The sequence below is a fragment of the Sneathiella marina genome, assembly GCF_023746535.1.
GTDB classification, from domain to species: Bacteria; Pseudomonadota; Alphaproteobacteria; order Sneathiellales; family Sneathiellaceae; genus Sneathiella; species Sneathiella marina.
Genome location: NZ_CP098747.1, coordinates 2634499 through 2660107 on the forward strand (window position 1 = coordinate 2634499; position 25609 = coordinate 2660107).

The following is a 25609-nucleotide window of genomic DNA, read 5'->3' on the forward strand; positions in this document are numbered from 1 at the left end:
AACTCTGATCCACGGTAAAATGTCACGGTTCTCCTGACAGGCTGTGGCAACTTTGGCGGCTTTCAAATGACAGGGATCCGGGGCCTAGTCTTTGTCCACATAGGGGTTTTTACCGGTTCGGGTATAGAGCCGGATTGGAACGGCGGGCCAGTTGAAATCCTGCCGCAAGCCGTTGACCAGGTAGCGGATATAGGATTCCGGCAGCTCCCCGCGCGACGACATAAACAGCGAGAAGGTCGGGGGCCGTGCTTTTATCTGGGTCATATAGCGCACCTTGAGACGCCGGCCCTTGGCCATGGGCGGTGGATGCTGCTCCAGCATGACCTCAAGCCAGCGGTTCAGCTGTGAGGTCGAGACCCGCTTGTTCCACAACTCATAGACGTCAAGCACGGTCGGCAACAGTTTTTCCACACCGCGCCCCGTCAGCGCCGACAAGGTTACCACGGGGATTCCCTTTACCTGCGGCAGCGAGATGGACAGGCGATCCCGGATCAGCTTCATGGTGCCGGGGCGATCCTTGACCGCGTCCCATTTATTGACCGCCAGAACCAGTGCCCGCCCTTCCTCAATCACATGCGAGGCGATGGTCAGGTCCTGTTTTTCAAAGGTTTCTTCGGCGTCGACCAGCAGGACGACGATTTCCGCCATCTTGATCACCCGCAGGCTATCGGCAACGGACAGTTTTTCCAGCTTCTTCTGCACGCGGGCGCGGCGGCGCAGCCCGGCGGTGTCGACCAGCTTGATCGGCTGGCCGTCAAATTCCCATTCGACGGCAATGGCATCCCGTGTCACACCGGCTTCGGGGCCGGTCAGCATTCGGTCTTCGCCGATCAGATGGTTGACCAGCGTGGATTTCCCCGCATTGGGGCGGCCGACGATGGCCAGTTGCAAGGGACGCGGTTCTTCATCGTCCGGATTGTTCTCATCGGTTTTTTCAAAGGGCAGCAGGGCGTCAAACAGCTCTCCCATCCCCTCCCCGTGCTCGGCTGAAAGCTGAATGGGCTCCCCGAGCCCCAGAGCGAAACTCTCATACAGGCCGGGCTCACCGCTTTTACCCTCGCATTTATTGGCCAGCAGAATGACCGGAATCTTGATTTTGCGCAGCCAGTTGGCGAAATGCTTGTCCAGCGGTGTGACACCGGCCCGGGCATCGATGAGCATCAAGGCGACATCGGCCTCATCCAGGGCGATTTCCGTCTGCCGGCGCATGCGCCCTTCCAGACTGTCATCGAAGCTTTCCTCAAGGCCTGCCGTATCGATTATCTTGAATTTGAGCGAGCCGATGCGGGCGTCGCCTTCGCGGCGGTCGCGGGTCACCCCCGGCGTGTCATCGACAAGCGCCAGCTTCTTGCCAACCAGTCGGTTGAACAGGGTCGATTTGCCGACATTCGGACGGCCGATTATTGCAACAGTAAACGACATTTTTCTTAGCGTAATGCCACAAGTTCGGCATCATCCGTTAATACATAAATAGTGCCCCCGGCGACAACCGGCGGAATGCTTGCTTTATCTGAAAGCTCAATCTGCCCCAGGATTTTCCCATCATACGGCGAGACCGCCACGGCTATACCGTAGTTGGACACTAAAATCAAACGATCACTGGCAAGAATGGGGCCGGACCAGATAATCAGGTCCTTTTTATCCTCCGGGTCATCATATTTGCCCAAGGGGCTCACCCAGCGGATCAATCCGTTGCGCCGCGACAGGCAGACAAGCTCCCCGTCCGTGGAGACGACAAAAATGAAGTCCCCGGCAATCCACGGGGTTTGCAAAGTCGAAATATCCTGATCCCACAACCGGTTCCCGGTCCGCAAATCGACGGCAATCATCCTCCCTGAATAGCTGGCCGCATAAACGATGCCGCGGTCGATGACCGGAAAGGCATTGATATCTGTCAGCGATGTCAGGGAGCTATAGGATCGACGGCGCACCAGACGTTCATTCCATGCCTGCTGGCCATTGCCCGCCCGCAGTGCAAAAACCTCTCCGCTGGCAAACGGCACAACGACGGTGCCGTTACTATACGCGGGGCTGGCCGCCCCCAGCAGGCCCGTGGTTTCGACGCCGCCTTCAAAATCCCAGTTAATCTCTCCGGTTTCCGCATCCAGCGCATACATGCGGCTATCGAAGGTCAGAACAAAAACCTGTCCCCCCGCGATAGTGGGCGCCGCCCTGAGCGGGACCCCCAGGTTGGTATCCCATATTCTCTCGCCGGTTTGCGGATCGAGCGCGACCACATCACCAAAGGAGGTGGTCGCAAATACCCGGCCATACTCAAAGGAAACGCCGCCGCCGATATTACCTTCATCCTCATCTTCCGGGGTCAGGTCCGTCGTCCAGATCTCATCGCCATTTTCAGCTTCATAGGCGCGGACGCTGGCTTCGGAATCCATGGTGAATACCCGGCCGTCTGCGATCACCGGTGAGGAGAACATCCGGTTTTCATCATCCGATCCCTCCCCGATGGAGACCCGCCAGACCTCTTCCAGATCCTCTCCCAGTGCCAGATGATGCAGCGCATGGGAGGGTATGCCACCGGCTTGTGGCCAGTTCACATTCTCAAATGGCGGGGGCAGGCGAACTTCCAGATCCGCAAGACCGGCATCCGCCTCCAATGTCTGTTCCAGCGCCAATATGGAAATACGATCTCCCGGTAACGGGGGTGGCCCCTCGTTCTCAAAAATCGAGCACCCGGCCAGGCTTACGGCCAGCACCCCAAGAGACAGCTTTTGTATCACAGACGCCTTGATCATCATTTTATTGAAACTCATCTGTAACCAATACTCAGACCAATTGAAAAACCGTTATTCGCCGCCAAGAGCCGCCAGAAGCTGTTCCACACGGGCCTTGATATCCGAGGGAACGGCCGCATCATTTTTGAGCTGTGTCAGCAGTTCAACCGCTTTCACACTCTCCCCCTCCTGAAGATAGGACAGGGCAATCAGCTCATTGGCAGACGCACTCCAGATGGAGCCGGCCTCCGCCACAGACGCGACTTTCATGCGCACTTCTTGTGACGTGCCATTATCCAGCAGGTAATATCCCGCCAGCAAATTCGCCAGCGAGGAAAACTCCTTATCCACCGAACTATCCGCCGCCAGCTGGTCATAAATGGCCAATGCCTCACTGCCCTTGCCGGTTTCAACCAGAAGGCCTGCTTCGCGTAAGCGCGCCAGCGCCCGATATCCGGCATTGCCGTCTTCTGCCAGCGTGCCGAAAGACGCCGCGCCGGCATCCAGTTTATTTTCCGCGACCAGCGCTGACGCCGCCTGGAAAGCCGCCCCCTGACTTTCAGACTGGCTGAGGGTATAATTTTGCCATCCCACATAGGACGCGGTTCCGACCACAATCAGGACAGCCGCCCCGATAACGTAATTGCCGTACTTTTTCCACAGTGCCAGCGATTTGTCTTTGCGGACGTCTTCATCCACTTCACTAAAAATATCGGCCACACAAAACTCCAATAAATCTCAAATTTCGATGCCAAATTAGACTGCTCCGCCTGCTTAAGCAAATGATGTCTTATCATTTTGACCAAAAACAGGCGCAGATTTCATATATTTTGCCACTTTTAACTTACCCGGTCACCGATTACATCTTAAATTACAGAATAACCATACTCACCGGATAAGGAAAAACATATGGCCGAAGGACAGATTTTACAACTGGTCGCGCTTGTAATGGTGCTCGGCCTGATCCTCCCGGGCTTTATATATTATTCAAAACGCCTGACAAAAGGGGCGATTTTACGAAATATTGCCATCTGGCTGGCCCTGATCTTCGCCGCGGCCGTCTTATACCGTGTCTTCGGGTAGGCGATCCGCCCCAGCTCCTTCGCCTGGGGACTTCATATGCGTTCTTTCGAGTGCCCCGGCCAGCTCGTTACGACCCTCGGTCCATTGCGGCTTCTGGCAAGCACAGATCGGGCAAGACCAACGGCGTTGATCCCGCAATTTTCTAATCCTAAATTTTCGCGACAAATTTCGTCCGAGGCATCCCGCCTGGGCGTCACCAAGATTTTATACGGAATATCGACTGTCTATGTTTGCCGGGATACCGGCTTGTCGATCCATGTTAATCTTTACGATGATACTTAACTTAAAAATTAGCCGGGCCAGGATACCCTAATTATTCGCAAGGCGCTTATTATCTATGAGCGTCCCTTAAAATTCGTCCTCATTACCGGCGGCGCGTTCCGTGAAATCCCTTCACCTGGAGGCGTCAATAACATCGTTATGCATCCGGGAAATTCATATTTTTCTGAATCCCTTTTGACATTTTATATATAGCACATCTTTATCAAATATGCAAGTCTTCTAATGTCAAAAAAGAGCTTTTTGTAACCGGACCCGCAGACCCGCGTGGAATTCCCCGAACACAAACCAATTTTGGTTGAAATGCCATAAAATATGGTCAACTAATGACTGCAGTTGCGTGCCTGACCTATCTTCGCCCCGCCCCCGGAAATATTTATCTGTCCGTCCTGGAGGAACATAAATGGTGAGTGGAATTTTGACTGGAGCCCCGTTGTGGGTATGGCCGTTGCTGGGGGTCCTGTTGTATTTGGGGTTCAGGGCGACGAAGCCGCGCCAGGCCCCTGTATTTTTATTCTATTGCCTGCCCCTGCTCGGAGTGATCTCCCTCAACACGGTGAGTTCACTCCCCCACCAGGCGGTCGTTTGGGGATGCTTTGGGGCCGGATACCTGATTGGCGTAATCTCGGCTTACCCGCTGCAGGGAAAATGGCTTGTTGGAAAGCAGGGCACAACAGTGTCGCTGACAGGGGAGTGGTTCACGATGCTGACACTGATGATCATCTTCTGGATGAATTTTGCCGGTGGCGTGACGCAGGCCATAAGTCCGCAGATTTATTCCGGCATGGTTTTTATGGTGGTTTTTACACTTGTAACCGGATGGGCGTCCGGCTGTTTTCTCGGAAGAGCCCTTAAAGTCATTCAAAGCTGACCCGGTTGCAAAAATACAATGCTTTTCCTTTTCTGGCATGAATAATCCCAACAACGGTCTTTTTTCAGGCCGTAATACCGCTGAAATCCTTTACCATTATTTCACCATTAGACGCTAAGATGTTCCGATATAAAGCGTTCTGTGTTTTTGGACCGGAGTAAGAGTACATGGCCAATACGTCGTTAGATAAAGAAAAGCAGGCGATCGTGAAAAACCTGATCGATACTTGCGGCCTTCAACAAGCCTTGCATGCGGCGACACAATTTGGCTGGCATGACATCGCGACCGAGATCAGCCAGGAAATCGATCGCACGAAACATGATAGACGCAAGGCACCAACCCGCCACTAGAGTACACCTTACGGTGTGGCGTAGTTCAGCACCTCGCTGATAAAGCGCCCCGGTAAGATTGCGAATAACCCGGCCATGGCAACGCCAATCAGGGTTCCCATCATAAAGGCCGCATGCCGCCGGACATTGCCCTTTCGAATACTCCATACCGCCATAAACAGACAGAATAATACCCAGACGCTCAGGCCGTGGATCCAGCTGAAGCTGCCGTTCTCCAAAGACCGCATCCAGAAGCTGGGGATCGTCACAATCAGCATCAGGACAATCCAGCCCCGCCCCAATGCCTTATGGGTGGCGTCCCCTTTGGGGTTTCGCAAGAGCTGGAAAATACCGAGACCCAAAGCAATCAGCGCTGCGATCAAATGAGCCCAGGTGAGATAAAGGGCGATGTACTCTGTCATGGCGTTTCCGAAATAACCGGGGTGGAGAGATTAGCCTACCGGCAAAAAGTAAAGGACTAGTCAATCACCAACGGTAAATCAGGGTCGGCCGACCATTCGAGCAGCGATCCATCATAGAGGGAAAGGTTTTCATATCCCAGCAGCCGCAAGGCGACAAAGGTGGTGCTGGCGGCAATGCCGCCGCCGCAATAGGTGATCAGCTGATCGGATTTCGAGACACCGGTTTCGCCCAGCGCACGCGCGATTTCATCTACAGATCGAAAGGCACCGCTATCCGGTTGCATCATGGCTGCCGCCGGAAGGCTGAGACTTTTTGGAATGCGGCCCGGACGACCAAAGGGCTGCCCCCGGCCCGCATGCTGCTCGGCGGACAGGGCATTGAGGGCCGTGGTATCCGGATCTGTCATGCTGGCGATAACATCGGCTTTGCTCGCCACCCATTCGGTGCGCGGTGTTGCGTCAAAAGTCACCGCCTCAAAACTCTCTGCGCCAGAAGCAAGCGGACGGCCCTCGGCCACCCAATTGGCAAAAGTGGCATTGAGCAGCCTGACATCGGCCCCCGCCACCGCCAGCACCCACCAGCAGCGATGCGTTGCGAAATGAATATGATTGCCATAGAGCACGATTGTATCACTGCTTCTGATCCCAAGATCCCCCAGCCGCTGCCAGATCACCTCGGGCGACGGGAGGGCGAAAGGAAAGGCACCGTCAGGGTCCGACAGATCCTCAACCATATGCAGATAACCGGCGCCCGGAATATGGGAAGCAAGATAGTCCGGATATAACGATACATAATCGGACGGTCCGGGGGGCTGCGGAACGATGGTCACGCGCGTATCAATAACGCGGACGGTCGGATCCTCCAGCCGGGCTTCAAGCCAATCGGCATCAACAAGCAGGTCGGACATGATCTCCCCGTCGCTCATAGATACGTATAAAGCAAGCCGAGACTACCAAGGATCAGGACAGCAAAGGTCATATACATACCGGTTTTCCGGAAATTGTAATTTTCCCTGGGGTTGCTGATGCCATAAGCATGAATGCAGCGGCCGAGTAACAACAGGCCACAGAGACCAATCATGACGTAACTGCCGACGGCCCGCATCTCCAGGAAGGTCAGGACCAGTAAGGCGATCGGCACATACTCAATGAAATTGGCATGGGCCCGCTGCGCCCGTTGCAGTTCAACATTGCCACCATCCCCCACAGCGACCTTGGCTTTGCGTCGCTTCAGGATTGTCCTGACACTCAAGCAAACAAATATCAGGGCGAGAAGCGCGGCGAATACGGGGGTAACAGTGACATGCATATGCTTATTCCTTTATTCCCATTCAATGGTTCCGGGCGGTTTCGAGGTGGTGTCATAGACAACACGATTGATACCGATCACTTCGTTGATAATGCGGGTCGAGACGCGGCCGAGAAATTCATGGCTGAACGGATAGTAATCCGCCGTCATGCCATCGGTTGATGTGACCGCCCGAAGTGCGCAAACATAATCATAGGTTCGGTTATCGCCCATGACGCCGACGGTTCGCACCGGCAATAAAACGGCAAAGGCTTGCCAGATTTCGTCGTAAAGCCCGGCTTTACGAATTTCATCGAGATAAATCACATCGGCTTTTCGCAGGATTTCCAGTCGTTCACGGCTGATGGCGCCGGGCACCCGGATCGCCAGACCCGGCCCCGGGAAAGGATGACGGTCGACCAGCTCGGACGCCATGCCCAGCTCGCGGCCCAGATCCCTCACCTCGTCTTTAAACAACTCGCGCAAAGGCTCCACCAGTTTCAGGTTCATGCGGTCGGGCAAGCCGCCCACATTATGATGGGACTTGATGGTCACACTGGGACCCCCGGCAAAGGAGACACTTTCGATGACATCAGGGTACAAGGTGCCTTGGGCCAGAAACTCCGCGCCCCCGACCTTGCCGGCTTCCGCATCGAAGACCTCGATAAAGATCCGGCCGATAATCTTGCGTTTGGTTTCCGGATCATCCACACCCTCCAGCTCCCCGAGGAACTGTTCCGACGCATCCGCATGAATAAGCGGAATATTATACTTGTCGCGAAAGACCCGGACCACCTGCTCCGATTCTCCGGTCCGCATCAAGCCGTTATCCACATAGACGCAGGTCAGCTGGTCGCCAATGGCCTCATGGATCAGCACGGCTACAACAGAGCTATCCACACCGCCGGAAAGACCGCAAATTACCTTGCCATCGCCCACCTGTTTGCGGATTGCCGCGATGGCCTGGTCCTTAAAGGCCGCCATGGTCCAGTCGCCCGCAAGGCCGCAGATTTTATGCACGAAGTTCGATAATAGAGCCGCGCCGCGCGGTGTATGGACCACTTCCGGATGGAACTGGACCCCGTAAAAATGCCGGCTTTCATCGGCAATTCCGGCAAAGGGTGCGCCGTCCGACGTTATGACAACAGAGAAGCCGTCGGGAATATCCACAACCCGGTCGCCATGGCTCATCCAGACTTCGTCCCGGCTTCCCTTTTCCCAGACACCCTCGAATAAATCGCAGTCATCGGCGATATCAATGGGAGCCCGGCCGAATTCCCGATGATCCGGGGCTTCGACTTTACCGCCCAGTTGCGCGCACATGGTTTGCTGCCCGTAGCAGATTCCCAAAACCGGAACCCCCATGGTAAACACCTCATCCGGAGCCCGCGGTGTTTCATCGCCAATGACGGAGGCGGGACCGCCGGACAGGATAATACCGCTCGGATCGAAATCCTTGAGCTTTTCTGCCGCTGAATTGAAGGGAATGATTTCGCTATAAACCCCAGCTTCCCGGACGCGCCGCGCGATCAGCTGAGTGACCTGACTGCCAAAGTCAATGATCAGAATACTGTTTTTCATCGACGGGTTTTAGACATTCTGAAACGGTCTGTCTAGCCTGTTTGTGGCACCGGACAGCAGAAACAACAACGGGCGCCTACACGCGCCCGCTTAATTGTCCTGCCGATGCCTGTGTGAGAGATCAGGATCTGGCTTTATATTCCTCAACAGCGCGCTTCAGCATGGTGTATTCCGCGCATCCGAAAAAGCAGACGTCATCCAGTTTCGCCAGATGCTTCTCTGCCATATCCAGGTTATTCGTCTGCAGGTAAGCCTCTCCGATATACTCATTGGCGCCGCGATGATCCGGATTAATTTCCAGCGCAATATTGTAATTTTTAAAGGCCTCGTCGTAATTTTTCATCTGCCGGTTGGCATAGCCCAGATAGTTGAAGGCATCTGCATTTTTCGGGTCCGCCGCCGTCACTTTCGAAAAGGAGGCGATGGCCACAGCCCATTGCTGCTGATCAATTGCTGTCTTTCCGGCTATAAAATCAGGGCTGTCAGGAACGGCTGCCTCCGTCGGACTGCTGCTCCCCCCGGCTGCATATACTATTTGCGCGGTCAGAACATGGGCTGCCACCAAAGTAAAAAGTGCTATTGTCAGTTTGCGGAATGCCATACTACGAACCCCTTTTTCATATCTAGTTTGCCTGTTAAGACTCATACGATGCGGTTGTATAATCAGACCATACCCGACATCATATTTAAAGCCACATCTGATCACGAGGCAGTGAGCAGACAATAATAGGTGTTTATGTTGGAACAGGGGCCGTGAATTGCAAGGTAAGAATCACAACCGCAACGATCCAGCTGAATTGAGACGGAAAATCACGCGCCGTTCATGCTTTTTTCAAGAATTGCTGTAAAGAAACCGTCACTGCCAAAATCCAGCGGCGTCAGTTTCAGGAATGCCCCCTCATAGGTTCCCTCAAGGCCGACCTCTGGCCAGAGCTGTGATACAGGCATAATTTTATAGTCCGGGTGATGCGCAAGAAAGCTGTCAATCTGCCTTTCATTCTCCGCTTCGAAAATCGAACAAGTCGCATACACAAGCCGGCCACCCGGAGCAACAAGCCGGCTTGCCCTTTCGAGTATGCCCTGCTGAAGGGCGGCAAATTCGCCCAGGCGCTCTGCCGATAAGTTCCATTTCTGATCCGGTTGACGGCGCCAGGTTCCGGAACCGGAGCATGGGGCATCAACGAACACCCGCGGCATTTGCGCGGTCAGGGGCTGGAGCAGGTCGCTGTCGCTGTCATCGCCTGAAATAACCAGTGGCTCAATGATATCCGTGGTTGCGCGGCGGCTGCGGCTCTTGATATCGCGCATCCGCCGGGCGTTAACGTCGAACGCGTGAATTTTTCCCTGGCTCTGCATCAGCGCGGCCAAGGCAAGGCTTTTCCCGCCGCCGCCGGCACAATAATCAACGACCTGCATTCCGGGCCTGACATCGGCCAGCCGCGCAGATATCTGCGCCGCTTCGTCCTGTAGTTCCAACAGACCCTGATCCAGTAACGGGTGGCGGCTGATATTTCGGCGGGAGTTCAGGGTCAAGCCGTCCGGCGAGACCGATGTTGGCGTGACCTCGATACCGTCTGCGACAAGCAGCCTTCGGGCTTCCTCGCGGTCGGTTTTCAATCGGTTGACGCGCAGGGTAACCGGCGCCCGTTGCTGATAGGCCGCCATCAGGGGGCCCGCATTCTCGCCCTGTTCCGACTGCAGCAGATCGCTGATCCATTCCGGGAAGTTCGCGGCGGCATAAGGCGGCATCGATGCCGTATCAAGCGATGAGGCCCCGGCCAATGCCTGTTCTTCCGCACCGTCAAGCTCAGCCAGTCCATGGGACCCCCCGAAATAGTTTTCCGCGATGTCGCGGGGCTCAACCTGATCGAATAACACAAGACTGAGCAGCCCGGCGTTTCGACTTGTCTTATCCAGGCCCAGCGCTTCCAGGGACCAGTCCAGCTCTCCTTTACGGCGCAAACAGCGATAGACGAATTCGCTGATCCACCGGCGGTCCTTTGATCCCGCATAGCGACGGACCCGAAAATAGGCTGTGACTTGTTGATCCGCCGGGGTGGCGGCAGCCTCAATGAAGCCGAGCAGCTCAACAGCTGCGGCGAACCGCGCAGAAGGGGTCATGATATATTATCCGTTTTGACGATAGTTGGGCGCTTCGCGGGTGATCGATACATCATGCACATGACTTTCGCGCAAGCCCGCATTGGTAATCCGGACAAAAGATGCGTTTTTCTGCAAACTGGCAATATCGGGCGACCCGGTATATCCCATCGCCGCCTTGAGGCCGCCGATCAATTGATGAATGACCGCGTTGGCGGGGCCGCGATGCGGCACTCGACCCTCAATTCCCTCCGGCACCAGCTTCAAGTTATCGGAAACTTCCTGCTGGAAATATCTATCCGCGGAACCGCGAGCCATGGCGCCCAGCGACCCCATGCCGCGGTAGGATTTGAACGACCGTCCCTGATATAAAAAGACTTCACCCGGGCTTTCATCCGTTCCCGCCAGCAAGGAGCCTATCATCGCGCAGCCCGCCCCCCCTGCCAGGGCCTTCGCCAGATCACCGGATGTCTTGATCCCGCCATCGGCGATTACCGGAATGCCGCTAGACTGTGCGGCTTCGGCGGCATCCATGATCGCCGTCAGCTGCGGTGTCCCGACACCCGCAACAATCCGCGTTGTGCAGATTGAACCCGGACCGATCCCGATTTTTACCGCATCCACACCGGCATCGATGAGGGCCTGCGTCCCGGCCCCTGTCGAGACATTCCCGCCTATGACCTGGGTGGAATTGCTGAGTTTCTTGATATGGCCAACAGCGTCCAGCACCCGGCTGGAATGCCCATGCGCCGTATCGACGATCAGCACATCTACTTCCGCATCGATCAGGGCTTCGGCGCGGGCAATCCCATCTTCGCCAATGCCCACCGCAGCGGCGACCCGTAAGCGTCCTTGCGCATCCTTTGAGGCATCGGGATAAAGTGTCGAGCGTTCGATATCCTTTACGGTAATCAAACCGATACAGCGGTACCGATCATCGACAACCAACAGTTTTTCGATCCGGTGCTGATGTAAATACCGTTTCGCTTCTTCCTGGGTCGCCCCTTCCGTCACGGTAACAAGATTTTCATATGTCATCAGTTCACGGACCAACTGGCGCGTGTCTGTCGCAAAACGCACATCCCGGTTGGTGAGAATGCCAACCAGCTTTCTTGTGTCAGGCTCGGTGACCGGAATACCGGATATTTTATGCATCTGCATCAAATGCAATGCTTCTGACAGGGTATCCTCAGGCCCGATCGTCACCGGGTTGACAACCATGCCGGCTTCAAATTTCTTGACCCGCCGCACCTCGTCCGCCTGTTCAAGCAGATCAAGGTTTTTATGAATGACGCCAATCCCGCCTGCTTGCGCCATGGCAATCGCCATTGGAGCTTCGGTGACCGTATCCATGGCACTGGACACCAGCGGAATGCCCAATTCAATTTCTTTGGTCAGGTTTGTCGTCGTGACCACTTGGGTCGGGAGGATTTCAGAGGCTGCAGGTTGCAGCAATACGTCGTCGAAAGTAAAGGCTTCACGAATGTTCATGGCAACTCCTTGGGAATTGCCGCGCAATCATATACTTAACTTTCGAAATTCATAGACCCAAATACGACAAGATGTACTTTTTTTTCACCGGCCCCTGCTGCTGCCCGTCAACGCCTGTTTTCCGCCGGTTTTTCGACCACAGCCCTCAGATCGGGGCTAACAGAAACAACTTCGGTGACCTCTAGTCCTCGTTGTCGTGGCTCTCCCCGCGAAAACCGGTCGCAACCACATAGGCTTCCCGCGAATCCGGCCTGCTCGCCTCGGGCTTCGCATGATACACAGAGGTGAAATTCTTTTTCATCCGGGCCAGCAACTCATTTTCCGTCCCGCCTTTAAGAACCTTCGCGATGAACACGCCGCCCGGCGCCAAGACATCAATGGCAAACTGCAAGGCAAGATCACACATATAAACAATTCGAAGGTGATCGGTTTGCCGATGGCCGGTCGTTGGCGCCGCCATATCGGATATGACAGCATTGACTGGCCCGCCGAGCATATTCTTCACCTTGATATCCGCATCATCTTCCGTGAAATCCAGCATCATGATCTCGGCCCCCTGCATGGGCTCCATCCCGAGAATATCAACAGCCAAGACCCGCCCCTTGCCTTTCAGGGCGCCGACCCGGTCGACGGCGACCTGGGTCCAGCCCCCCGGCGCCGCACCAAGATCAACAACTGAATCGCCTGGTTTAAGCAACTTGTAGCGATCATCGATTTGCATCAGCTTAAAGGCCGCGCGCGATCTCAGGCCGCGTGTCTTGGCCTCCGCCACATAGGGGTCATTAAGCTGCCGCTCCAGCCAGAGTGTGGACGAGTTCTTGCGTCCCCGCGCGGATTTGACTTTCGTATGCAACAACCGCCCGGTCATACCGGTTGAATTCTGGGTGCTGCCTGGTCTTTTTCGGCCACCTTTACTCATGACGTTGCTTCCTTTGATTTGCGCGGCTCATTATCGGCAACCCGCATCATGCCATGCAAAAGCCCTTCCCGAAGTCCGCGATCGGCTACCCGTAATTTTTTGACGGGCCAGACATCATGCATGGCTTCAACGATTGCACAGCCCGAAACAACAAGGTCTGCCCGCTCATGGCCAATACATGGCTCTGATACCCGCGTTTCATAGTCGCTTTGTGCCAGTCGTTTGCAAACATCCCGCATGGACTTGGCATTTAACCAGGATCCGTCGACTTTGCGGCGGTTATATCGCGGCAGGCCCAAATGTACGCCGGCTAACGTTGTAACAGTGCCGGATGTCCCCAGCATCTGGACATTTCCGCCGCGGATATTCGCGGCTATGTCATGCTCGCTTTCAAACATGTCAATATGCTCGGATACATCAGAAATCATACTGGCATAGGCATGTTCGGAAATGGACCGGCCACCATGGCGCTCGGTCAAGGTCACCACACCGCAAGGAATGGACATCCAGCCCAACACTTCACTGCGTCGTTTTTCATTCAAGCCGAGCCAGATAAGTTCCGTGCTGCCGCCGCCAATATCAAAGACCAGCGCATTTTTATTTCGATAATCCAACAACGGTGCACAGCCATCCGCCGCCAGCGCAGCTTCCTCACCTGTTGTGATGATATCAAGCTCGATCCCGCACTCGTCTTTAACGCGCGTCAGAAATGCCTCGCTATTCAGCGCTTTGCGACAGACTTCCGTCGCGACGCACCGCATTCTGGTAACCCCGCACCGGCGCATCTTGTCCGAGCATATTGCTAACGCCTCAAGGGTTCTCTCCATGGCCTCATCGGAAAGCATTCCGGTAAGGCTGACGCCTTCTCCAAGTCGAACGATCCGCGAGAAACTATCAATGACACGAAAACTACTCCCTTGAGGTTTTGCAACCAAAAGGCGACAGTTGTTGGTCCCTAAATCGATCGCGCCATAAATATGATGCCATCGCCCAGATCCATTTCTGTGTCTATTTCGATACCGCCTCTGTTCGCCCTTCCCCCGTCGCGGGTTATTTCGTGTTGCCACCCAGGACATACCTCCAGGTCAATTTTACAGGCTTTCAAGCCATTGAGCTAAGAGTAACAGCTTTCTGGAGATTGGTTCACAAATATTTTTGTCGAACAGCATTTTCTGTATCATTGACAAGCGATCGGGGAGTTGCTAGTAGAGCCGCCTACCCGCCCAACATGGGCCAGCCATCAATCCGGATGGGGAATCGTCTAATGGTAGGACAGCGGACTCTGACTCCGTCAATCCTGGTTCGAGTCCAGGTTCCCCAGCCATATCAGTTCACGGATATGGATTATTATTCTTGCTGCAAACCCCTGGCGAAGTCACGAAACCCGCTTTGTCGATCCCCGGGATTGTCCAACGCGGTTTAGGCGGCTGCCCATATCGACGATTTCAGGCTCCCGGTTTTCGTTTTTCGCTTTTGGGAGAGGATCAGCCTCGAGCGTATCGGGAATTGGTTTGAGAACTTCTGCTTTTGGTGTTGCTGCTGTCGGTAAGCTTAGGCGCGATGGGAAGCTTGGTTTTTTAAACCGCGGGAGATCCGGAAGTTCTTTCGGCAGAAACGACCAGGCCAGGAATGACAGGACGATCGAGAACGGCGTCAATATCAAGCTGAGCATGGCCCAGGTAATGAGTGCGGCAGAAAGACCCGTAATGGTAACGGACCCGGTAAGCTGTGAATATAATATAACCAACGTTATGAAGGCCTGCGGAAGATACAGACCCACCCATAATACATCTATCGCCCTTTTCTCCTGATATCGCGACAAAAGCAGCTCAACCAACGGGGATGTTATCCAGGTTATCCCGGCAAAGAAGACAGCGAGAATACTGAAGACACGAAAACAGTCCAAAATGATCTGATTGGTTGGCGCTTCAAAAAGAAAGACATTCAAGCTGATGGCCACAGCAGTAAACAAGGCCGCAACGGCAAAAGGCGCCAAAGCTTCAATTCGTTGCGCTTTGCTTGACTGGCGAATGCCCTGCAGCAGCCGGCTTATAATCAACCGCGCCTTGTCTTTAAGAAAATCCATTGCCCCACTTTCGGTCTACCGAAAATTCAAGCACCGGAAAAACCGAGTTGTTCCGGTGCCATTCAAAAGGCGGTCATACGCTAGCCTACTGTGGATGACAACATCCTTTGTGACCCACGCACAATATTACCTCGGAAAAGCCACAAATACCTAGTCAGTCCGGCAACTTAAGTCATCAATTACCTGGGTCATTTCACGCACTTCCCGGGAAAGGTCACGCAAAGTTTGTGCTTCCGCCAACATGGTTTTCTTGCCCGAAGAAAGATCGGTTCCCTCTATCAGCATATCAAGCGCCGCCAGATTTGCTGCATTGGCACGTTCACCTACGGTTGCTTTGTCCGGACTTCCGACAGCCAGAATTTCCGATTTCAGATCGCTAACGATAGTGGCATGTTCAGCCTGTCGCATAGGGATGCTCCTCATCACTTTTTCCCAATTTTGGGATGCAGCGTAAAGTTTAAGGCCGCAGGGTAAATTATTAATTAACAATCTAGCTTGTCGCTAATCCGCAAATAATCGGTATTTACAACTTCTTATTAATTATTTTCCGGCATCATAAAATTTGACATTCGGTAGCCGGGATTACCCCTCTGGCTCGAGCAGGCAATTTGGAGCTATCATGCCAGACCTTCACACAATAAATAGACGCGCTCATCGGCGGGTTCTCGTTTCAAATATGACGACTGTTTCGCATGAAGGGGATCAATATCAGGCTAAAGTTCTGAACATTTCTGCAGGTGGTGCCGGCATCAGTCTGGATGTGCGCCTTGCGGACCAGAGCCGGATATCCGTTAATGTCGAGAATTTTGGTATCATCCCCGCCCGTGTTGTGCGGCAAATGCGGGATGGGATTGGCGTAAAATTCGAGATGTCAGAGGAAAAAGAACAGGCTTTTATCAGGCAGGTGACAAAAATTGTCTCGAAAAAGCGGTTGGAACAAGCAACAGCCAACTGACAGGTCAGCGTTAAACTATCCTCCCTGACGGCCTGCATTCAGCATGGTGCGTGCGTCTTTATGGAACATTTCCGCGAGCTCAAGTTCTTCTTTGAGTTTGAAAATTGATTTCTGCAAATCCTCGGATTTCAATCCACCATCAATGGCATAATCCACCAATTGCGTCGCACCGGCTTTTGCGGCCAGGTGAAATCCCATCCGGACATAGGCCTCTTTGCGGTTTTCAACCCAAGTTTCAAGAGCGTCAACTTGAGCCTGCGTAATCGTAAACATCTTTTCATTTCCCCGGTTGCTTTACTCTACTGGCATTTGTTAGAGCGCAAACTTCAACTAACTGTTAACCTTGTTTATCTATAGTTACATCGCTGAGTAAATATTACTAAAGTATCTGATTAATTCGTTAATCTAGTCTTACTTCCTTGAATTAGACTGGAAGACGATGGAGAAAGCTGAAATGACGTCGATGACGCCACAGGACATAATGGATATGTTGGCCGAGCATGCAAAGTGGTTGCAAAACCCGAAAAAGGGGGCCAAAGCCCACTTCAAGCATGAAGATTTTACAGGGGCCAATTTTGAAGGTGCGAAGATGCAGAAATCCTGCTTGTCCGGTTGCAAGCTGTCCCGCTCCATTTTCAGAAACGCCAATTTAATTTCCGCTGATTTATATGCTGCAGATCTGACCAAGGCGGACTTGACCAACAGCCTGCTCATTCGCGCCGATTTACGAGGCGCCGAATTAAAAGGAGCGCGGCTAAACGGGGCCAATTTACAGGAAGCGGATTTCAGAGGCGGATCCCTCATCCTCTCTGGCGGCGAAACAATTACATTTCCCTCTTCGGACTTGAGTGATTCTGAGATGTCAGGCGTGATCGCTGAAAAAGCCAATTTAAATGGTGCCAATCTTTCCGGCGCAACTCTCAGTAATGCCAATTTTTCCTATTCGCAGCTGCGCGGGGCTGATCTCAGCAATTCAGTCCTGACAAATGCCGGCTTAACCGGCTCGGATATGGCTGGATGCAATTTGGAAAATTCGGATTTGTCTGGTGCAAACCTGAGCAATGCGGATTTAAGCGGCGCAAATGTAGATGGATGTAACTTTGAAAACACTGATTTGACGGGCGCAAAAGTTGAAGGGGTGGATTTCTCCAAATCCAGCGCTGCTGAAGTCTCTGCTCCTCAGAAAATAGACGCGACGCCTCTCCCGCCGAATCTACAATCCCTGTTGAAAACACATTTTTTATGGGTCGAGACGAATGGCTTGAAAGGCGAACGTGCCGATTTGTCTGGAATGGATCTGTCCAATATGGATTTAAGCGGGAGTGCGCTCAGCGGTGCAACGATCCGCGGTGCCAACCTCAGTGGTACCAATTTAAGCGGCACGCAGACCGTCATGACCGACATGTCGCAATGCCTCATGGAGAATGCCGATTTATCGGGCGCCGTTATGGAAGGCGTCAATCTTTCACGCTCAAACTTGAAAAACGCAAATCTTGCGGGAGCCAAACTGACGGCTGTTGACCTCAAGGGCCCACGCGGGGAGCCGCTGGACAAAAAATGGCCCGCAAACCTTTCAGCGGCAGATCTGTCCGGAGCGACCCTGACGGCCACGGACATGAGTGATGCAAACCTGATCGATGCGAATTTTGTTGGCGCGGATATTTCAGATGCGATTTTTGAGAACGCAGATATGGAAGATGCGAAGTTCGACCAGAAAGTCAGTGCGTAACTGCTCAGCCTGCTTCCAGCAACGACAGTCAGCCAGCGCCATTATCCTCCAATATCATCTCGGCTGCCTTTTCGGCGATCATGATCACCGGTGAATTTGTGTTCCCGGAGGTAATCGTCGGCATGATGGATGCATCAACGACACGCAGCCCTTTCAATCCATGAACACGCAGTCGTTTGTCGACTACGGCCATATTATCCTCTCCCATTTTACAGGTCCCAACGGGGTGGAAAATTGTTGTCGCAATATTGCCTGCTTCGCGCACCAGATCCTCCTCCGACTGGATATGAGGCCCCGGCAAAAGCTCCTCGGGCTGATATTTTTGCACGGCGGGTGCCGCCAGCAATTGTCGTGTCAACTGAATGGATTTAGCGGCAATTTTCTGATCCATGGATGTGGACAGGTAATTTGGCTGGATGGAAGGTTGCACCGCCATATCCGCCGAAGCGATATGAATACTTCCGCGACTTTCCGGGCGTAAATTGCAAACTGATGCCGTGACGGCCGGATAGGAATGCAGCGGTTCTCCCAGTTTATCGGTACTAAGGGGCTGAACATGGTACTCAAGGTCCGGAGTTTCCAGTCGGGGGTCGCTTTTTGCAAAAATTCCAAGCTGGCTTGGCGCCATGGACAAAGGCCCGGACCGAAACATCAAATATTCCAGCCCCATTTTAGCCTTCCCGATCAAGCTATTGGCTTTCTGGTTTAACGTCTCTGCATTGCTGACCTGAAAGATCGTCCGAATTTGCAAATGATCTTGTAAGTTCTCGCCAACACCCGACATAGCATGGCGGGTTTCAATGCCGAATTTTGAGAGGACCTCCGGTCGTCCAATTCCGGACAGCTCAAGAATTTTTGGCGAATTGACAGCCCCGGCGGCAAGCAATACCTCCCTTTTTACCGTCGCCTTCGACCGTATGCCCTTATGGGTGAAGGCAATCCCTGTCACCTCTTTCCCTTCCAACATAAGAGATTCGGTTTCCGCTTTCGTCAAAACATGTAGATTTGGACGATGACCAGCGGGTTTCAAAAAAGCCTTTGCCGTATTCCACCGAATTCCTTTTCGCTGGTTTACTTCAAAATACCCGGACCCCTCATTTGTGCCGGTATTAAAATCATTGGTTTTCGGAATTCCGATTTCCTCGGCGGCCTCTTGAAAGGCATCCAGAATCTCCCATGAAATACGCTGTTTTTCAACGCGCCATTCACCGCCGGCGCCATGGGTGTCCGACGCACCGGCATGATAGTCCTCAGAGCGCATAAAATACGGCAGGACGTCGTCCCAACTCCAACCATCATTTCCCAGCTGTCGCCACTGATCGTAGTCCCGCGCCTGCCCCCGCATATAGATCATGCCATTAATCGAAGAACAACCTCCTAGAACTTTACCTCTGGGATAGCTGAGCTGACGCCCATTCAGGCCCTTGTCTGCCTCCGTCTTCATCATCCAGTCAGTACGGGGATTCCCCATGCAGTACAAATAGCCGATGGGGATATGGATCCAGTGGTAATTGTCGTTGTCACCTGCCTCAAGCAGGAGAACCTTATGAGCTGGATTGGCGGAGAGCCGGTTGGCAAGGACGCATCCGGCAGAGCCCGCCCCAACAATGATGTAATCGAACAGTCCCAGATCTTTTCGATCTTTTGTTTCCATGGATTGATCCTGCTTTACTGAAATTATTTAACAGCCTAAGCGGTCCAATATGCGATAGACATCTGTTCGAGACAAGTATTCCCTGTTGAAAGACACTGCCGTTATTAATTGATCTTTTGGTCGCGAAGCCCCGGTTCTGTCTCATACACATGCACGAAGTAACCTGCCATGGGATTTCTCGTCAAATATTCCTTGAGGTAATCCCGGCACGCGTCGCTGGCATCATGGATAATATACTGCCACAAAGGCTCCATGGGGCCGGTTTTCGTATCCATATGAGGCACACTGATTGATCCACCCCATTTCACATCAAATCCATTGAGATAATTTTCGGCGTAGTGGCGAAAAACATCGTCTTCATCGATATTTACACCCGCTTTATGTTCAAAACACAGACGTAGATCCATAATCGATATCCTACCTTTTGAATTACCGGGCCGTTCTAAACAGCCTGCTTTATATAGATATAGGCGTGAAAGCGACAAATGTCTCAATTATACGTACTGAATTGAGAGATGGTATCCCCTAGGAGAATCGAACTCCTCTTTCCAGGATGAAAACCTGGCGTCCTAACCGATAGACGAAGGGGACACAAGATGTCGCTGGAGGCAGGATTTACCGATCTTCTCGCGATATATCAAGTAAAAAATCCGCGCATTTGGATTTTTTTGTTTTTTCGGGCGCTACAAGGGATTTTTCAAGAGAGCCGAACCGCATCCTCGATCATCAATTGCGCCGTTGTGGAACCTCGCCAGGTGTTTTTGCGTAAATGCCCTGCGATGTGAAAACTGGCGCCTTGATGGGCCAGCAGCGTATCCCCAAGCGGTGTTTCAAGGGACCGAAAGCTGATGCCCGCAAGACGCCCCTGACCGCCTCGACCAGTCATGATACAGCGAACGTGATTCTCACCGACAATACTGGCCTGGACCAGCCGCACATTGGTCAATGCGAATCTTGGCTCCGGATTACCGGCACCATACGGGCCGGCCTGTTCCAGCAACGTGATCAGATCTGTCGTCGCCCCTTCTACAGATAAAGCACCATCCAGGCCCAGGCTCGCTGTTTTCGAGGCTTCGGTGACATCACCGGCTAATCGATTGATCAGAAAATCTCGAAAACCCTCAATTCTGTCGCGATCAATCGTCAAACCGGCAGCCATGGCATGTCCACCTCCGGCAACAATCAGCTCAGAATGGCGGGCGGCACCAATTGCGGCTCCCATATCCACTCCCGGAATGGATCTTCCGGATCCCTTGCCTTCGTTGTTATCAAGGGCGATGACAACAGCCGGACGCTGATAAGCATCCTTTATGCGACTGGCAACAATTCCGATGACGCCTGGATGCCAACCTTCTCCCGCCACGATAATAACCGAATCATTCCCAAGCCCGCTTTTTTCCACCAGGTCCATGGCTTCCTGCTGGACCTGCGCTTCAATGGATTTTCGTTCCTGATTGTAACCGTCCAAATGGCGCGCCAATGTCCGGCACTGGTCCGGGTCGTCACTGGAGAGTAATTGCGGACCATATTCCGGCTTGCCGACGCGACCGCCGGCATTCACCCGTGGTCCCAGAAGAAACCCCGCATGATACGTCCCTGGTGCCTCATCCAAGCCGGACACATCTGCAAGGGCGGATAATCCGGGGTTGCCACGGCGCGCCATGACTTTCAAACCCTGCGCCACGAAGGCACGGTTAAGGCCCTTTAACGGAACGACGTCACAGACAGTACCCAGAGCAACCAGATCCAGCCAATGACGCGGGTCCGGTTCAGGGCGCTGATCAGAATACCAACCCGCCTGTCGCAGGGTACGATTTACAGCAATGATTAATAGAAATGTTACCCCGACCGCTGCCAAATAGGTAAATTCCTGACTTTCATCATGTCGTTTCGGATTAACCACGGCGACGGCATCCGGTAGCCGTGTTTCCGCTTGATGGTGATCGACAACAATAACCTCAAGCCCGATCTCCCTGGCGTGGGCCAGAACCTCGAAGGAGACGATACCGCAGTCAACTGTGACAACGAGTTCTATCCCCTTTTTCTTCAAACTATTCATGGCCTCAAGATTAGGCCCGTACCCTTCCTTAATGCGATCGGGAATATAAATCTCGAGCGGATGATGAAGGGCGTTGAAAAAACGCTTCAGCAACCCTGAAGACGTCGCGCCATCAACATCATAATCTCCGAATACAGCCACTTTCTCGCCTGATTGCACCGCCGTCGCAATCCGTGACGCCGCAATATCCATATCGCAAAATATAGACGGATCGGGAAGCAACTGCCGCAATGTCGGGGACAGGTACTGCTCGGCATCTTCCAGTGATACCTCCCGTCCTGCCATGACCCGCCCGACGATCTCGGGGACGTCGAGCCGTTGCGCGATGGCAAGGCCCAGTCTTTCATTTTCCGACCGCAGGCGCCAACGCCTGTCTTTCAGGGATTTTTCAACGTTCAAAAAGGCAGGCGATTCCGTCATTTCTAAAAGATACTAGCGGACCGCATGATCGCCTTGAATATTCCGAACTGTTCCTGAATAGGAGCGCATGACCAGTGTCTCGGTATAAACCCGGTCCCCCCGCTGGCGAACGCCCCGCAACATGGATCCGTCCGTTACCCCGGTTGCCGCAAAAATCACATTGCCAGCCGCCAGTTCCTCCAAATTATAAGTACGGTGAAGGTCTTCGATACCCCATTTGGCTGCCCGGGCACGCTCGTCATCATTTCGAAATACAAGACGACCCTGCATTTGCCCGCCAATACAACGAAGCGCCGCCGCTGCGAGAACACCTTCCGGCGCCCCGCCGGTCCCAACATACATGTCAATTCCCGTATCCGGGTTTGCAGTTGCCATCACGCCAGCCACATCACCATCGGAAATCAGCTGAATACGAGCCCCGGTTTTGCGAATTTCCGAAATAATTTCGCCGTGCCGTGGCCGGTCAAGGACACAGGCCATGGTCTGGTTAACCGGCACTCCCTTGGCGTCGGCGATTGCCCGCAAATTATCACCAGCAGATTTATCAAGGTCAATAATGCCCTCCGGATAGCCGCCACCCACAGCTATTTTTTCCATATATGTATCTGGCGCGTTCAGGAAATTACCTGATTCAGCAAAGGCAATAACAGCCAACGCATTTGGCCCTCCTTTGGCGGTCAATGTCGTTCCTTCCAACGGATCCAGGGCGATATCAATTTTCGGTCCTTTTCCGGTCCCGACTTTTTCACCGATATACAACATGGGCGCTTCATCGCGTTCGCCTTCACCGATAACGATCGTGCCATCAATATCCAGTTTATTGAGTGCGGAACGCATGGCATCCACTGCTGCCTGATCCGCCGCTTTTTCATCTCCCATGCCAACAAGATTGCAGGCGGCTCTTGCTGCAGCTTCTGTCACACGCACGACTTCCAGCGTTAAATTTCTATCTGTTGAAGGTCCTTTAGTCATATTTTCTCTTTCATAACATTAAGATCATATCTCGATATCGAGACACGAAATTTAAAGCGATACAATTCTGATCATGCGCGGTGTTGCTACACTATGCGCAAATTTTTCTATTTTAGACAAGGCCCGGACAACCGACGCCTCCTGCGCCTCATGGGTAACGAGAATAACGGAAACCGCTTCGCTCTCTGATCGACCACGCTGCAGCAAACTTTCAATGGAAATATTTTCATCCCTGAAAACCGCAGAGACATCAGCTATTACACCCGGTCTGTCATAAACGGTGAGACAGACGTAATAACAGCCAACATGGCTCTCGATGGAAGCCATGGGCAGAGGGGACATTTCCTCGACTGGTATACCGAACGTGGCGCTATGGCGGCCAATGGCAATATCAACGATGTCCGCAACAACGGCCGAGGCAGTTGGCCCCTCGCCGGCGCCTCGCCCCACATACACGGTGCTATCGACAAAATCGCCATCGGCAACCACGGCATTGAAAACGCCAGAAACATTTGCAATCGCTGTATCCGTCCGAACCATGCATGGATGTACACGTTGCTCGATGCCTTTGTCAGTCCGCCGCGAAACACCAAGAAGTTTAATGCGATACCCAAACTCCTGAGCTGCGGCAATATCAGCTGCCGTCACATCCCGAATACCTTCTATATAGACACTATTGAAATCCACGGGTGTGCCAAATGCAAGGCTCGTTAAAATTGCCAGCTTATGGGCGGTATCAACGCCATCAACATCGAAACTGGGGTCCGCCTCCGCATAGCCAAGCTTTTGTGCATCTTGCAGGATATTGTCAAACTCGCCGCCGGTCTCTTCCATTTCCGTCAAAATGTAATTGCAGGTGCCGTTAAGAATACCGTACACGCGGCTAATGGCGTTTCCGGCCAGTCCTTCACGCAACGCCTTGACGATTGGGATACCGCCAGCCACCGCAGCTTCATAGGCCAAAGATACGCCATGTTTTTCCGCGAGTTCTGCAAGCTCGGTCCCGTGGATCGCTAAAAGGGCTTTGTTTGCCGTAACAACATGCTTTCCTAAAGTTAGGGCGGAAACACACAGATCCTTTGCGACGCCGTCGCTCCCGCCAATCAACTCCAAAACCACATCAACATCCGGATCTTTTGCCATATCCGCTGCGTTGTCATACCAGGCCAGACCTTCAATCGGCACACCGCGGTCTTTGTTACGATCACGGCCGGAAACCGCCGTAACTTCCAGCCGTGTTCCTGTTCGTGCCTGAAGTAATTCACCATGTGCATTGATAATTTTCAATACACCCGCACCAACGGTCCCAAGGCCCGCTACACCGATTTTAATTTTATTCGTCACTTTCAGGATGCCTTACGTTGGGCCAGCAGCGCGTCCGCATTGGCCATGAATTTCTTTACATTGCGGCTTGCCTGCCGAATGCGCTGTTCGTTTTCCACCATCGCCACCCGCACGAAGCCATCCCCATGCTCGCCAAAACCAAGACCTGGCGCAACAGCAACTTGTGCCTCTTGCAACAGTAACTTGGAAAATTCCAGGCTCCCAAGTTCCTTGAAGGGCTCGGGAATGGGCGCCCAGGCAAACATCGTTGCATCCGGCGATGGAATATCCCAGCCCGCGGCGGCAAATCCGGAAATAAGAATATCACGTCGATGCCGATACAAATTTCGGGCTTCTTCAACACAATCCTGAGGACCGTTCAAGGCGGCTGTTGCCGCCACTTGGATGGGTGTAAAGGCCCCATAATCCAGGTAGGATTTAATGCGCGCCAGCGCGCCTACAAGGCGGCTGTTGCCCGTTGCAAAGCCCATCCGCCATCCCGGCATGGAGTATGTTTTACTGAGCGATGTGAACTCGACAGCAATATCTCGGGCGCCGTCAACTTGCAGGATGGAGGGTGGCTTAATGTCGCCAAAATAGATTTCTGCATAGGCAAGATCCGACAGGATATACATGCCATGTTTTTTTGCGAAGGCGACAACTTCCACATAAAAGTCGAGATCCACCGTGATGGCAGTCGGATTGGACGGAAAATTGAGGATCAGGCAAGTCGGCGACGGAATACAATGTTTGACGGCGCGTTCCAGGGCGGCAAAAAAATCTATTCCAGGACCTATTTCAAAATGACGAACCACGGCCCCCGCAATGATAAATCCATAGGGATGGATCGGATAACTGGGGTTTGGCGATAGTATGACATCACCCGGTGTCGTGATTGCCATGGCAAGGTTTGCCAGTCCTTCTTTTGAACCCAGGGTAGCGATCGTTTCCGTTTCAGGATCAATCTCCACGTCAAATCGGCGTTTATAATAAGCCGCATTCGCGCGGCGCAACCCGGGGATGCCTCGACTGGTGGAATATCTGTGAGTCCGGCCGTCCTGGACGGTTTCAATGAGTTTATCAACAATATGTTGGGGCGTTGGCGAATCAGGATTTCCCATTCCAAGATCAATGATATCCTCACCTGCCGCGCGCGCCTGTGCCTTCATTCGATTTACTTCTTCGAAAACATAAGGTGGTAAGCGTTTTATGCGGTGGAATTCTGGATCCATCTGCCTCATCCTGTGTAATTCTATGCCCGTACGGTTTACCTCCAATGCGGAGCTAAAACATATATCGGGCTTTCCTAAGCGGCT

The 25609-nt window shown here is 53.1% G+C and carries 27 protein-coding genes and 2 tRNA genes; 7 read left to right on the top strand and 22 right to left on the bottom strand.

The features are described from left to right. Window positions 1-84: 84 nt before the first annotated feature. Genes der through NBZ79_RS12560 form a run of 3 tightly spaced genes read right to left on the bottom strand, consistent with a single transcriptional unit; the run spans window position 85 to window position 3452 of the window. Window positions 85-1422, bottom strand: coding sequence for a ribosome biogenesis GTPase Der (gene der, locus NBZ79_RS12550; protein ID WP_251932806.1), 1338 nt, complete (start codon window positions 1420-1422; stop codon window positions 85-87). Window positions 1423-1427: 5 nt separating this feature from the next. Next, window positions 1428-2771: an outer membrane protein assembly factor BamB family protein gene (locus NBZ79_RS12555; protein WP_251932807.1), complete on the bottom strand. Its 1344-nt coding sequence runs from the start codon at window positions 2769-2771 to the stop codon at window positions 1428-1430. 33 nt (window positions 2772-2804) lie between these two features. Beyond that, window positions 2805-3452 carry a tetratricopeptide repeat protein gene (locus NBZ79_RS12560; RefSeq protein ID WP_251932809.1) on the bottom strand — a complete coding sequence of 216 codons (648 nt, stop codon included), beginning with the start codon at window positions 3450-3452 and terminating at the stop codon, window positions 2805-2807. Between the two features lie 189 nt (window positions 3453-3641). On the opposite strand from NBZ79_RS12560, the gene NBZ79_RS12565 reads away from it, so the two are divergent. From NBZ79_RS12565 to NBZ79_RS12580, 4 genes are all read left to right on the top strand, one after another. Next, window positions 3642-3815, top strand: coding sequence for a hypothetical protein (locus tag NBZ79_RS12565; protein ID WP_251932811.1), 174 nt, complete (start codon window positions 3642-3644; stop codon window positions 3813-3815). A gap of 36 nt (window positions 3816-3851) precedes the next feature. Continuing rightward, window positions 3852-4097 (top strand): hypothetical protein, encoded by a 246-nt coding sequence (locus NBZ79_RS12570; protein WP_251932813.1) that lies wholly within the window; start codon window positions 3852-3854, stop codon window positions 4095-4097. Between the two features lie 400 nt (window positions 4098-4497). Continuing rightward, window positions 4498-4965: a hypothetical protein gene (locus tag NBZ79_RS12575; protein ID WP_251932815.1), complete on the top strand. Its 468-nt coding sequence runs from the start codon at window positions 4498-4500 to the stop codon at window positions 4963-4965. A 167-nt stretch (window positions 4966-5132) separates the two neighbouring features. After that, entirely contained in the window at window positions 5133-5315 is a 183-nt protein-coding gene (locus NBZ79_RS12580; protein WP_251932816.1) for a hypothetical protein, read from the top strand. Window positions 5316-5323: 8 nt separating this feature from the next. Here NBZ79_RS12580 and NBZ79_RS12585 read toward each other — a convergent pair whose 3' ends face one another. The 9 genes from NBZ79_RS12585 to NBZ79_RS12625 all read right to left on the bottom strand — a co-directional run bounded on the left by NBZ79_RS12585 (window position 5324) and on the right by NBZ79_RS12625 (window position 14162). Further along, on the bottom strand, window positions 5324-5716 hold the full coding sequence (locus tag NBZ79_RS12585) for a DUF2306 domain-containing protein (RefSeq protein WP_251932817.1): 393 nt from the start codon (window positions 5714-5716) through the stop codon (window positions 5324-5326). A gap of 56 nt (window positions 5717-5772) precedes the next feature. Beyond that, complete coding sequence (locus tag NBZ79_RS12590; protein ID WP_251932819.1) at window positions 5773-6624, bottom strand: sulfurtransferase; 852 nt, start codon at window positions 6622-6624, stop codon at window positions 5773-5775. A gap of 14 nt (window positions 6625-6638) precedes the next feature. Next, entirely contained in the window at window positions 6639-7025 is a 387-nt protein-coding gene (locus NBZ79_RS12595; RefSeq protein WP_251932820.1) for an MAPEG family protein, read from the bottom strand. 12 nt (window positions 7026-7037) lie between these two features. After that, a complete protein-coding gene (gene guaA, locus NBZ79_RS12600) occupies window positions 7038-8585 on the bottom strand; it encodes a glutamine-hydrolyzing GMP synthase (RefSeq protein WP_251932822.1) in 1548 nt (515 codons plus the stop codon). A gap of 121 nt (window positions 8586-8706) precedes the next feature. Beyond that, window positions 8707-9186 carry a tetratricopeptide repeat protein gene (locus tag NBZ79_RS12605; protein ID WP_251932823.1) on the bottom strand — a complete coding sequence of 160 codons (480 nt, stop codon included), beginning with the start codon at window positions 9184-9186 and terminating at the stop codon, window positions 8707-8709. Between the two features lie 209 nt (window positions 9187-9395). Continuing rightward, window positions 9396-10706: an RsmB/NOP family class I SAM-dependent RNA methyltransferase gene (locus NBZ79_RS12610; protein ID WP_251932824.1), complete on the bottom strand. Its 1311-nt coding sequence runs from the start codon at window positions 10704-10706 to the stop codon at window positions 9396-9398. A gap of 6 nt (window positions 10707-10712) precedes the next feature. Next, the gene (gene guaB / locus NBZ79_RS12615) at window positions 10713-12176 is read right to left on the bottom strand and encodes an IMP dehydrogenase (RefSeq protein ID WP_251932828.1); all 1464 of its coding nucleotides are present in this window, start codon (window positions 12174-12176) and stop codon (window positions 10713-10715) included. A 181-nt stretch (window positions 12177-12357) separates the two neighbouring features. Then, window positions 12358-13095, bottom strand: a complete 738-nt coding sequence (locus NBZ79_RS12620; protein WP_251932829.1) for an RlmE family RNA methyltransferase — start codon at window positions 13093-13095, stop codon at window positions 12358-12360. Then, on the bottom strand, window positions 13092-14162 hold the full coding sequence (locus NBZ79_RS12625) for a Ppx/GppA phosphatase family protein (protein ID WP_251932830.1): 1071 nt from the start codon (window positions 14160-14162) through the stop codon (window positions 13092-13094). The genes NBZ79_RS12620 and NBZ79_RS12625 overlap by 4 nt, the downstream gene beginning before the upstream one ends. Window positions 14163-14345: 183 nt before the next feature. Between NBZ79_RS12625 and NBZ79_RS12630 the strand changes: the two genes are divergently transcribed. Next, window positions 14346-14419: transfer RNA gene (locus tag NBZ79_RS12630), tRNA-Gln, on the top strand. Window positions 14420-14470: 51 nt separating this feature from the next. On the opposite strand, the gene NBZ79_RS12635 is transcribed toward NBZ79_RS12630, so the two are convergent. Beyond that, window positions 14471-15181: a hypothetical protein gene (locus tag NBZ79_RS12635; protein WP_251932831.1), complete on the bottom strand. Its 711-nt coding sequence runs from the start codon at window positions 15179-15181 to the stop codon at window positions 14471-14473. Between the two features lie 150 nt (window positions 15182-15331). Beyond that, a complete protein-coding gene (locus NBZ79_RS12640; RefSeq protein ID WP_251932832.1) occupies window positions 15332-15589 on the bottom strand; it encodes a hypothetical protein in 258 nt (85 codons plus the stop codon). A 211-nt stretch (window positions 15590-15800) separates the two neighbouring features. On the opposite strand from NBZ79_RS12640, the gene NBZ79_RS12645 reads away from it, so the two are divergent. Further along, window positions 15801-16136 carry a PilZ domain-containing protein gene (locus NBZ79_RS12645; RefSeq protein ID WP_251932833.1) on the top strand — a complete coding sequence of 112 codons (336 nt, stop codon included), beginning with the start codon at window positions 15801-15803 and terminating at the stop codon, window positions 16134-16136. A 15-nt stretch (window positions 16137-16151) separates the two neighbouring features. Here NBZ79_RS12645 and NBZ79_RS12650 read toward each other — a convergent pair whose 3' ends face one another. Further along, window positions 16152-16409 (bottom strand): hypothetical protein, encoded by a 258-nt coding sequence (locus NBZ79_RS12650; RefSeq protein ID WP_251932834.1) that lies wholly within the window; start codon window positions 16407-16409, stop codon window positions 16152-16154. A 181-nt stretch (window positions 16410-16590) separates the two neighbouring features. Here NBZ79_RS12650 and NBZ79_RS12655 point away from each other — a divergent pair, with 181 nt between their 5' ends. Further along, the gene (locus tag NBZ79_RS12655; protein WP_251932835.1) at window positions 16591-17865 is read left to right on the top strand and encodes a pentapeptide repeat-containing protein; all 1275 of its coding nucleotides are present in this window, start codon (window positions 16591-16593) and stop codon (window positions 17863-17865) included. 28 nt (window positions 17866-17893) lie between these two features. Here the strand turns inward: NBZ79_RS12655 and NBZ79_RS12660 are convergent, their stop codons facing one another. From NBZ79_RS12660 to NBZ79_RS12690, 7 genes are all read right to left on the bottom strand, one after another. Then, window positions 17894-19519: a GMC family oxidoreductase gene (locus tag NBZ79_RS12660; RefSeq protein WP_251932836.1), complete on the bottom strand. Its 1626-nt coding sequence runs from the start codon at window positions 19517-19519 to the stop codon at window positions 17894-17896. 104 nt (window positions 19520-19623) lie between these two features. Continuing rightward, window positions 19624-19926 (bottom strand): hypothetical protein, encoded by a 303-nt coding sequence (locus tag NBZ79_RS12665; RefSeq protein WP_251932837.1) that lies wholly within the window; start codon window positions 19924-19926, stop codon window positions 19624-19626. Window positions 19927-20035: 109 nt separating this feature from the next. Then, window positions 20036-20110, bottom strand: a tRNA-Glu gene (locus NBZ79_RS12670). A 106-nt stretch (window positions 20111-20216) separates the two neighbouring features. Continuing rightward, window positions 20217-21998: a single-stranded-DNA-specific exonuclease RecJ gene (recJ, locus tag NBZ79_RS12675; protein ID WP_251932838.1), complete on the bottom strand. Its 1782-nt coding sequence runs from the start codon at window positions 21996-21998 to the stop codon at window positions 20217-20219. 12 nt (window positions 21999-22010) lie between these two features. Then, on the bottom strand, window positions 22011-22970 hold the full coding sequence (gene glpX, locus NBZ79_RS12680; RefSeq protein WP_251932839.1) for a class II fructose-bisphosphatase: 960 nt from the start codon (window positions 22968-22970) through the stop codon (window positions 22011-22013). Between the two features lie 51 nt (window positions 22971-23021). Beyond that, window positions 23022-24314, bottom strand: a complete 1293-nt coding sequence (locus NBZ79_RS12685; protein WP_251932840.1) for a homoserine dehydrogenase — start codon at window positions 24312-24314, stop codon at window positions 23022-23024. A gap of 2 nt (window positions 24315-24316) precedes the next feature. Further along, window positions 24317-25525, bottom strand: coding sequence for an LL-diaminopimelate aminotransferase (locus NBZ79_RS12690; protein WP_251932841.1), 1209 nt, complete (start codon window positions 25523-25525; stop codon window positions 24317-24319). Between the last annotated feature and the right edge of the window lie 84 nt (window positions 25526-25609).

Excerpts from the sequence above, each read along its gene's own strand:
- NBZ79_RS12610 (WP_251932824.1), bottom strand. The coding sequence starts at position 10,706 with ATGACCCCTTCTGCGCGGTTCGCCGCAGCTGTTGAGCTGCTCGGCTTC.
- NBZ79_RS12635 (WP_251932831.1), bottom strand. The coding sequence starts at position 15,181 with ATGGATTTTCTTAAAGACAAGGCGCGGTTGATTATAAGCCGGCTGCTG.
- NBZ79_RS12565 (WP_251932811.1), top strand. The coding sequence starts at position 3,642 with ATGGCCGAAGGACAGATTTTACAACTGGTCGCGCTTGTAATGGTGCTC.
- NBZ79_RS12655 (WP_251932835.1), top strand. The coding sequence starts at position 16,591 with ATGACGTCGATGACGCCACAGGACATAATGGATATGTTGGCCGAGCAT.
- NBZ79_RS12595 (WP_251932820.1), bottom strand. The coding sequence starts at position 7,025 with ATGCATGTCACTGTTACCCCCGTATTCGCCGCGCTTCTCGCCCTGATA.
- NBZ79_RS12585 (WP_251932817.1), bottom strand. The coding sequence starts at position 5,716 with ATGACAGAGTACATCGCCCTTTATCTCACCTGGGCTCATTTGATCGCA.
- NBZ79_RS12555 (WP_251932807.1), bottom strand. The coding sequence starts at position 2,771 with ATGAGTTTCAATAAAATGATGATCAAGGCGTCTGTGATACAAAAGCTG.
- NBZ79_RS12660 (WP_251932836.1), bottom strand. The coding sequence starts at position 19,519 with ATGGAAACAAAAGATCGAAAAGATCTGGGACTGTTCGATTACATCATT.
- NBZ79_RS12690 (WP_251932841.1), bottom strand. The coding sequence starts at position 25,525 with ATGGATCCAGAATTCCACCGCATAAAACGCTTACCACCTTATGTTTTC.
- NBZ79_RS12640 (WP_251932832.1), bottom strand. The coding sequence starts at position 15,589 with ATGCGACAGGCTGAACATGCCACTATCGTTAGCGATCTGAAATCGGAA.
- NBZ79_RS12645 (WP_251932833.1), top strand. The coding sequence starts at position 15,801 with ATGCCAGACCTTCACACAATAAATAGACGCGCTCATCGGCGGGTTCTC.
- recJ (WP_251932838.1), bottom strand. The coding sequence starts at position 21,998 with ATGACGGAATCGCCTGCCTTTTTGAACGTTGAAAAATCCCTGAAAGAC.
- NBZ79_RS12605 (WP_251932823.1), bottom strand. The coding sequence starts at position 9,186 with ATGGCATTCCGCAAACTGACAATAGCACTTTTTACTTTGGTGGCAGCC.
- NBZ79_RS12580 (WP_251932816.1), top strand. The coding sequence starts at position 5,133 with ATGGCCAATACGTCGTTAGATAAAGAAAAGCAGGCGATCGTGAAAAAC.
- glpX (WP_251932839.1), bottom strand. The coding sequence starts at position 22,970 with ATGACTAAAGGACCTTCAACAGATAGAAATTTAACGCTGGAAGTCGTG.
- NBZ79_RS12650 (WP_251932834.1), bottom strand. The coding sequence starts at position 16,409 with ATGTTTACGATTACGCAGGCTCAAGTTGACGCTCTTGAAACTTGGGTT.
- guaB (WP_251932828.1), bottom strand. The coding sequence starts at position 12,176 with ATGAACATTCGTGAAGCCTTTACTTTCGACGACGTATTGCTGCAACCT.
- NBZ79_RS12575 (WP_251932815.1), top strand. The coding sequence starts at position 4,498 with ATGGTGAGTGGAATTTTGACTGGAGCCCCGTTGTGGGTATGGCCGTTG.
- NBZ79_RS12570 (WP_251932813.1), top strand. The coding sequence starts at position 3,852 with ATGCGTTCTTTCGAGTGCCCCGGCCAGCTCGTTACGACCCTCGGTCCA.
- NBZ79_RS12665 (WP_251932837.1), bottom strand. The coding sequence starts at position 19,926 with ATGGATCTACGTCTGTGTTTTGAACATAAAGCGGGTGTAAATATCGAT.
- der (WP_251932806.1), bottom strand. The coding sequence starts at position 1,422 with ATGTCGTTTACTGTTGCAATAATCGGCCGTCCGAATGTCGGCAAATCG.
- guaA (WP_251932822.1), bottom strand. The coding sequence starts at position 8,585 with ATGAAAAACAGTATTCTGATCATTGACTTTGGCAGTCAGGTCACTCAG.
- NBZ79_RS12590 (WP_251932819.1), bottom strand. The coding sequence starts at position 6,624 with ATGTCCGACCTGCTTGTTGATGCCGATTGGCTTGAAGCCCGGCTGGAG.
- NBZ79_RS12620 (WP_251932829.1), bottom strand. The coding sequence starts at position 13,095 with ATGAGTAAAGGTGGCCGAAAAAGACCAGGCAGCACCCAGAATTCAACC.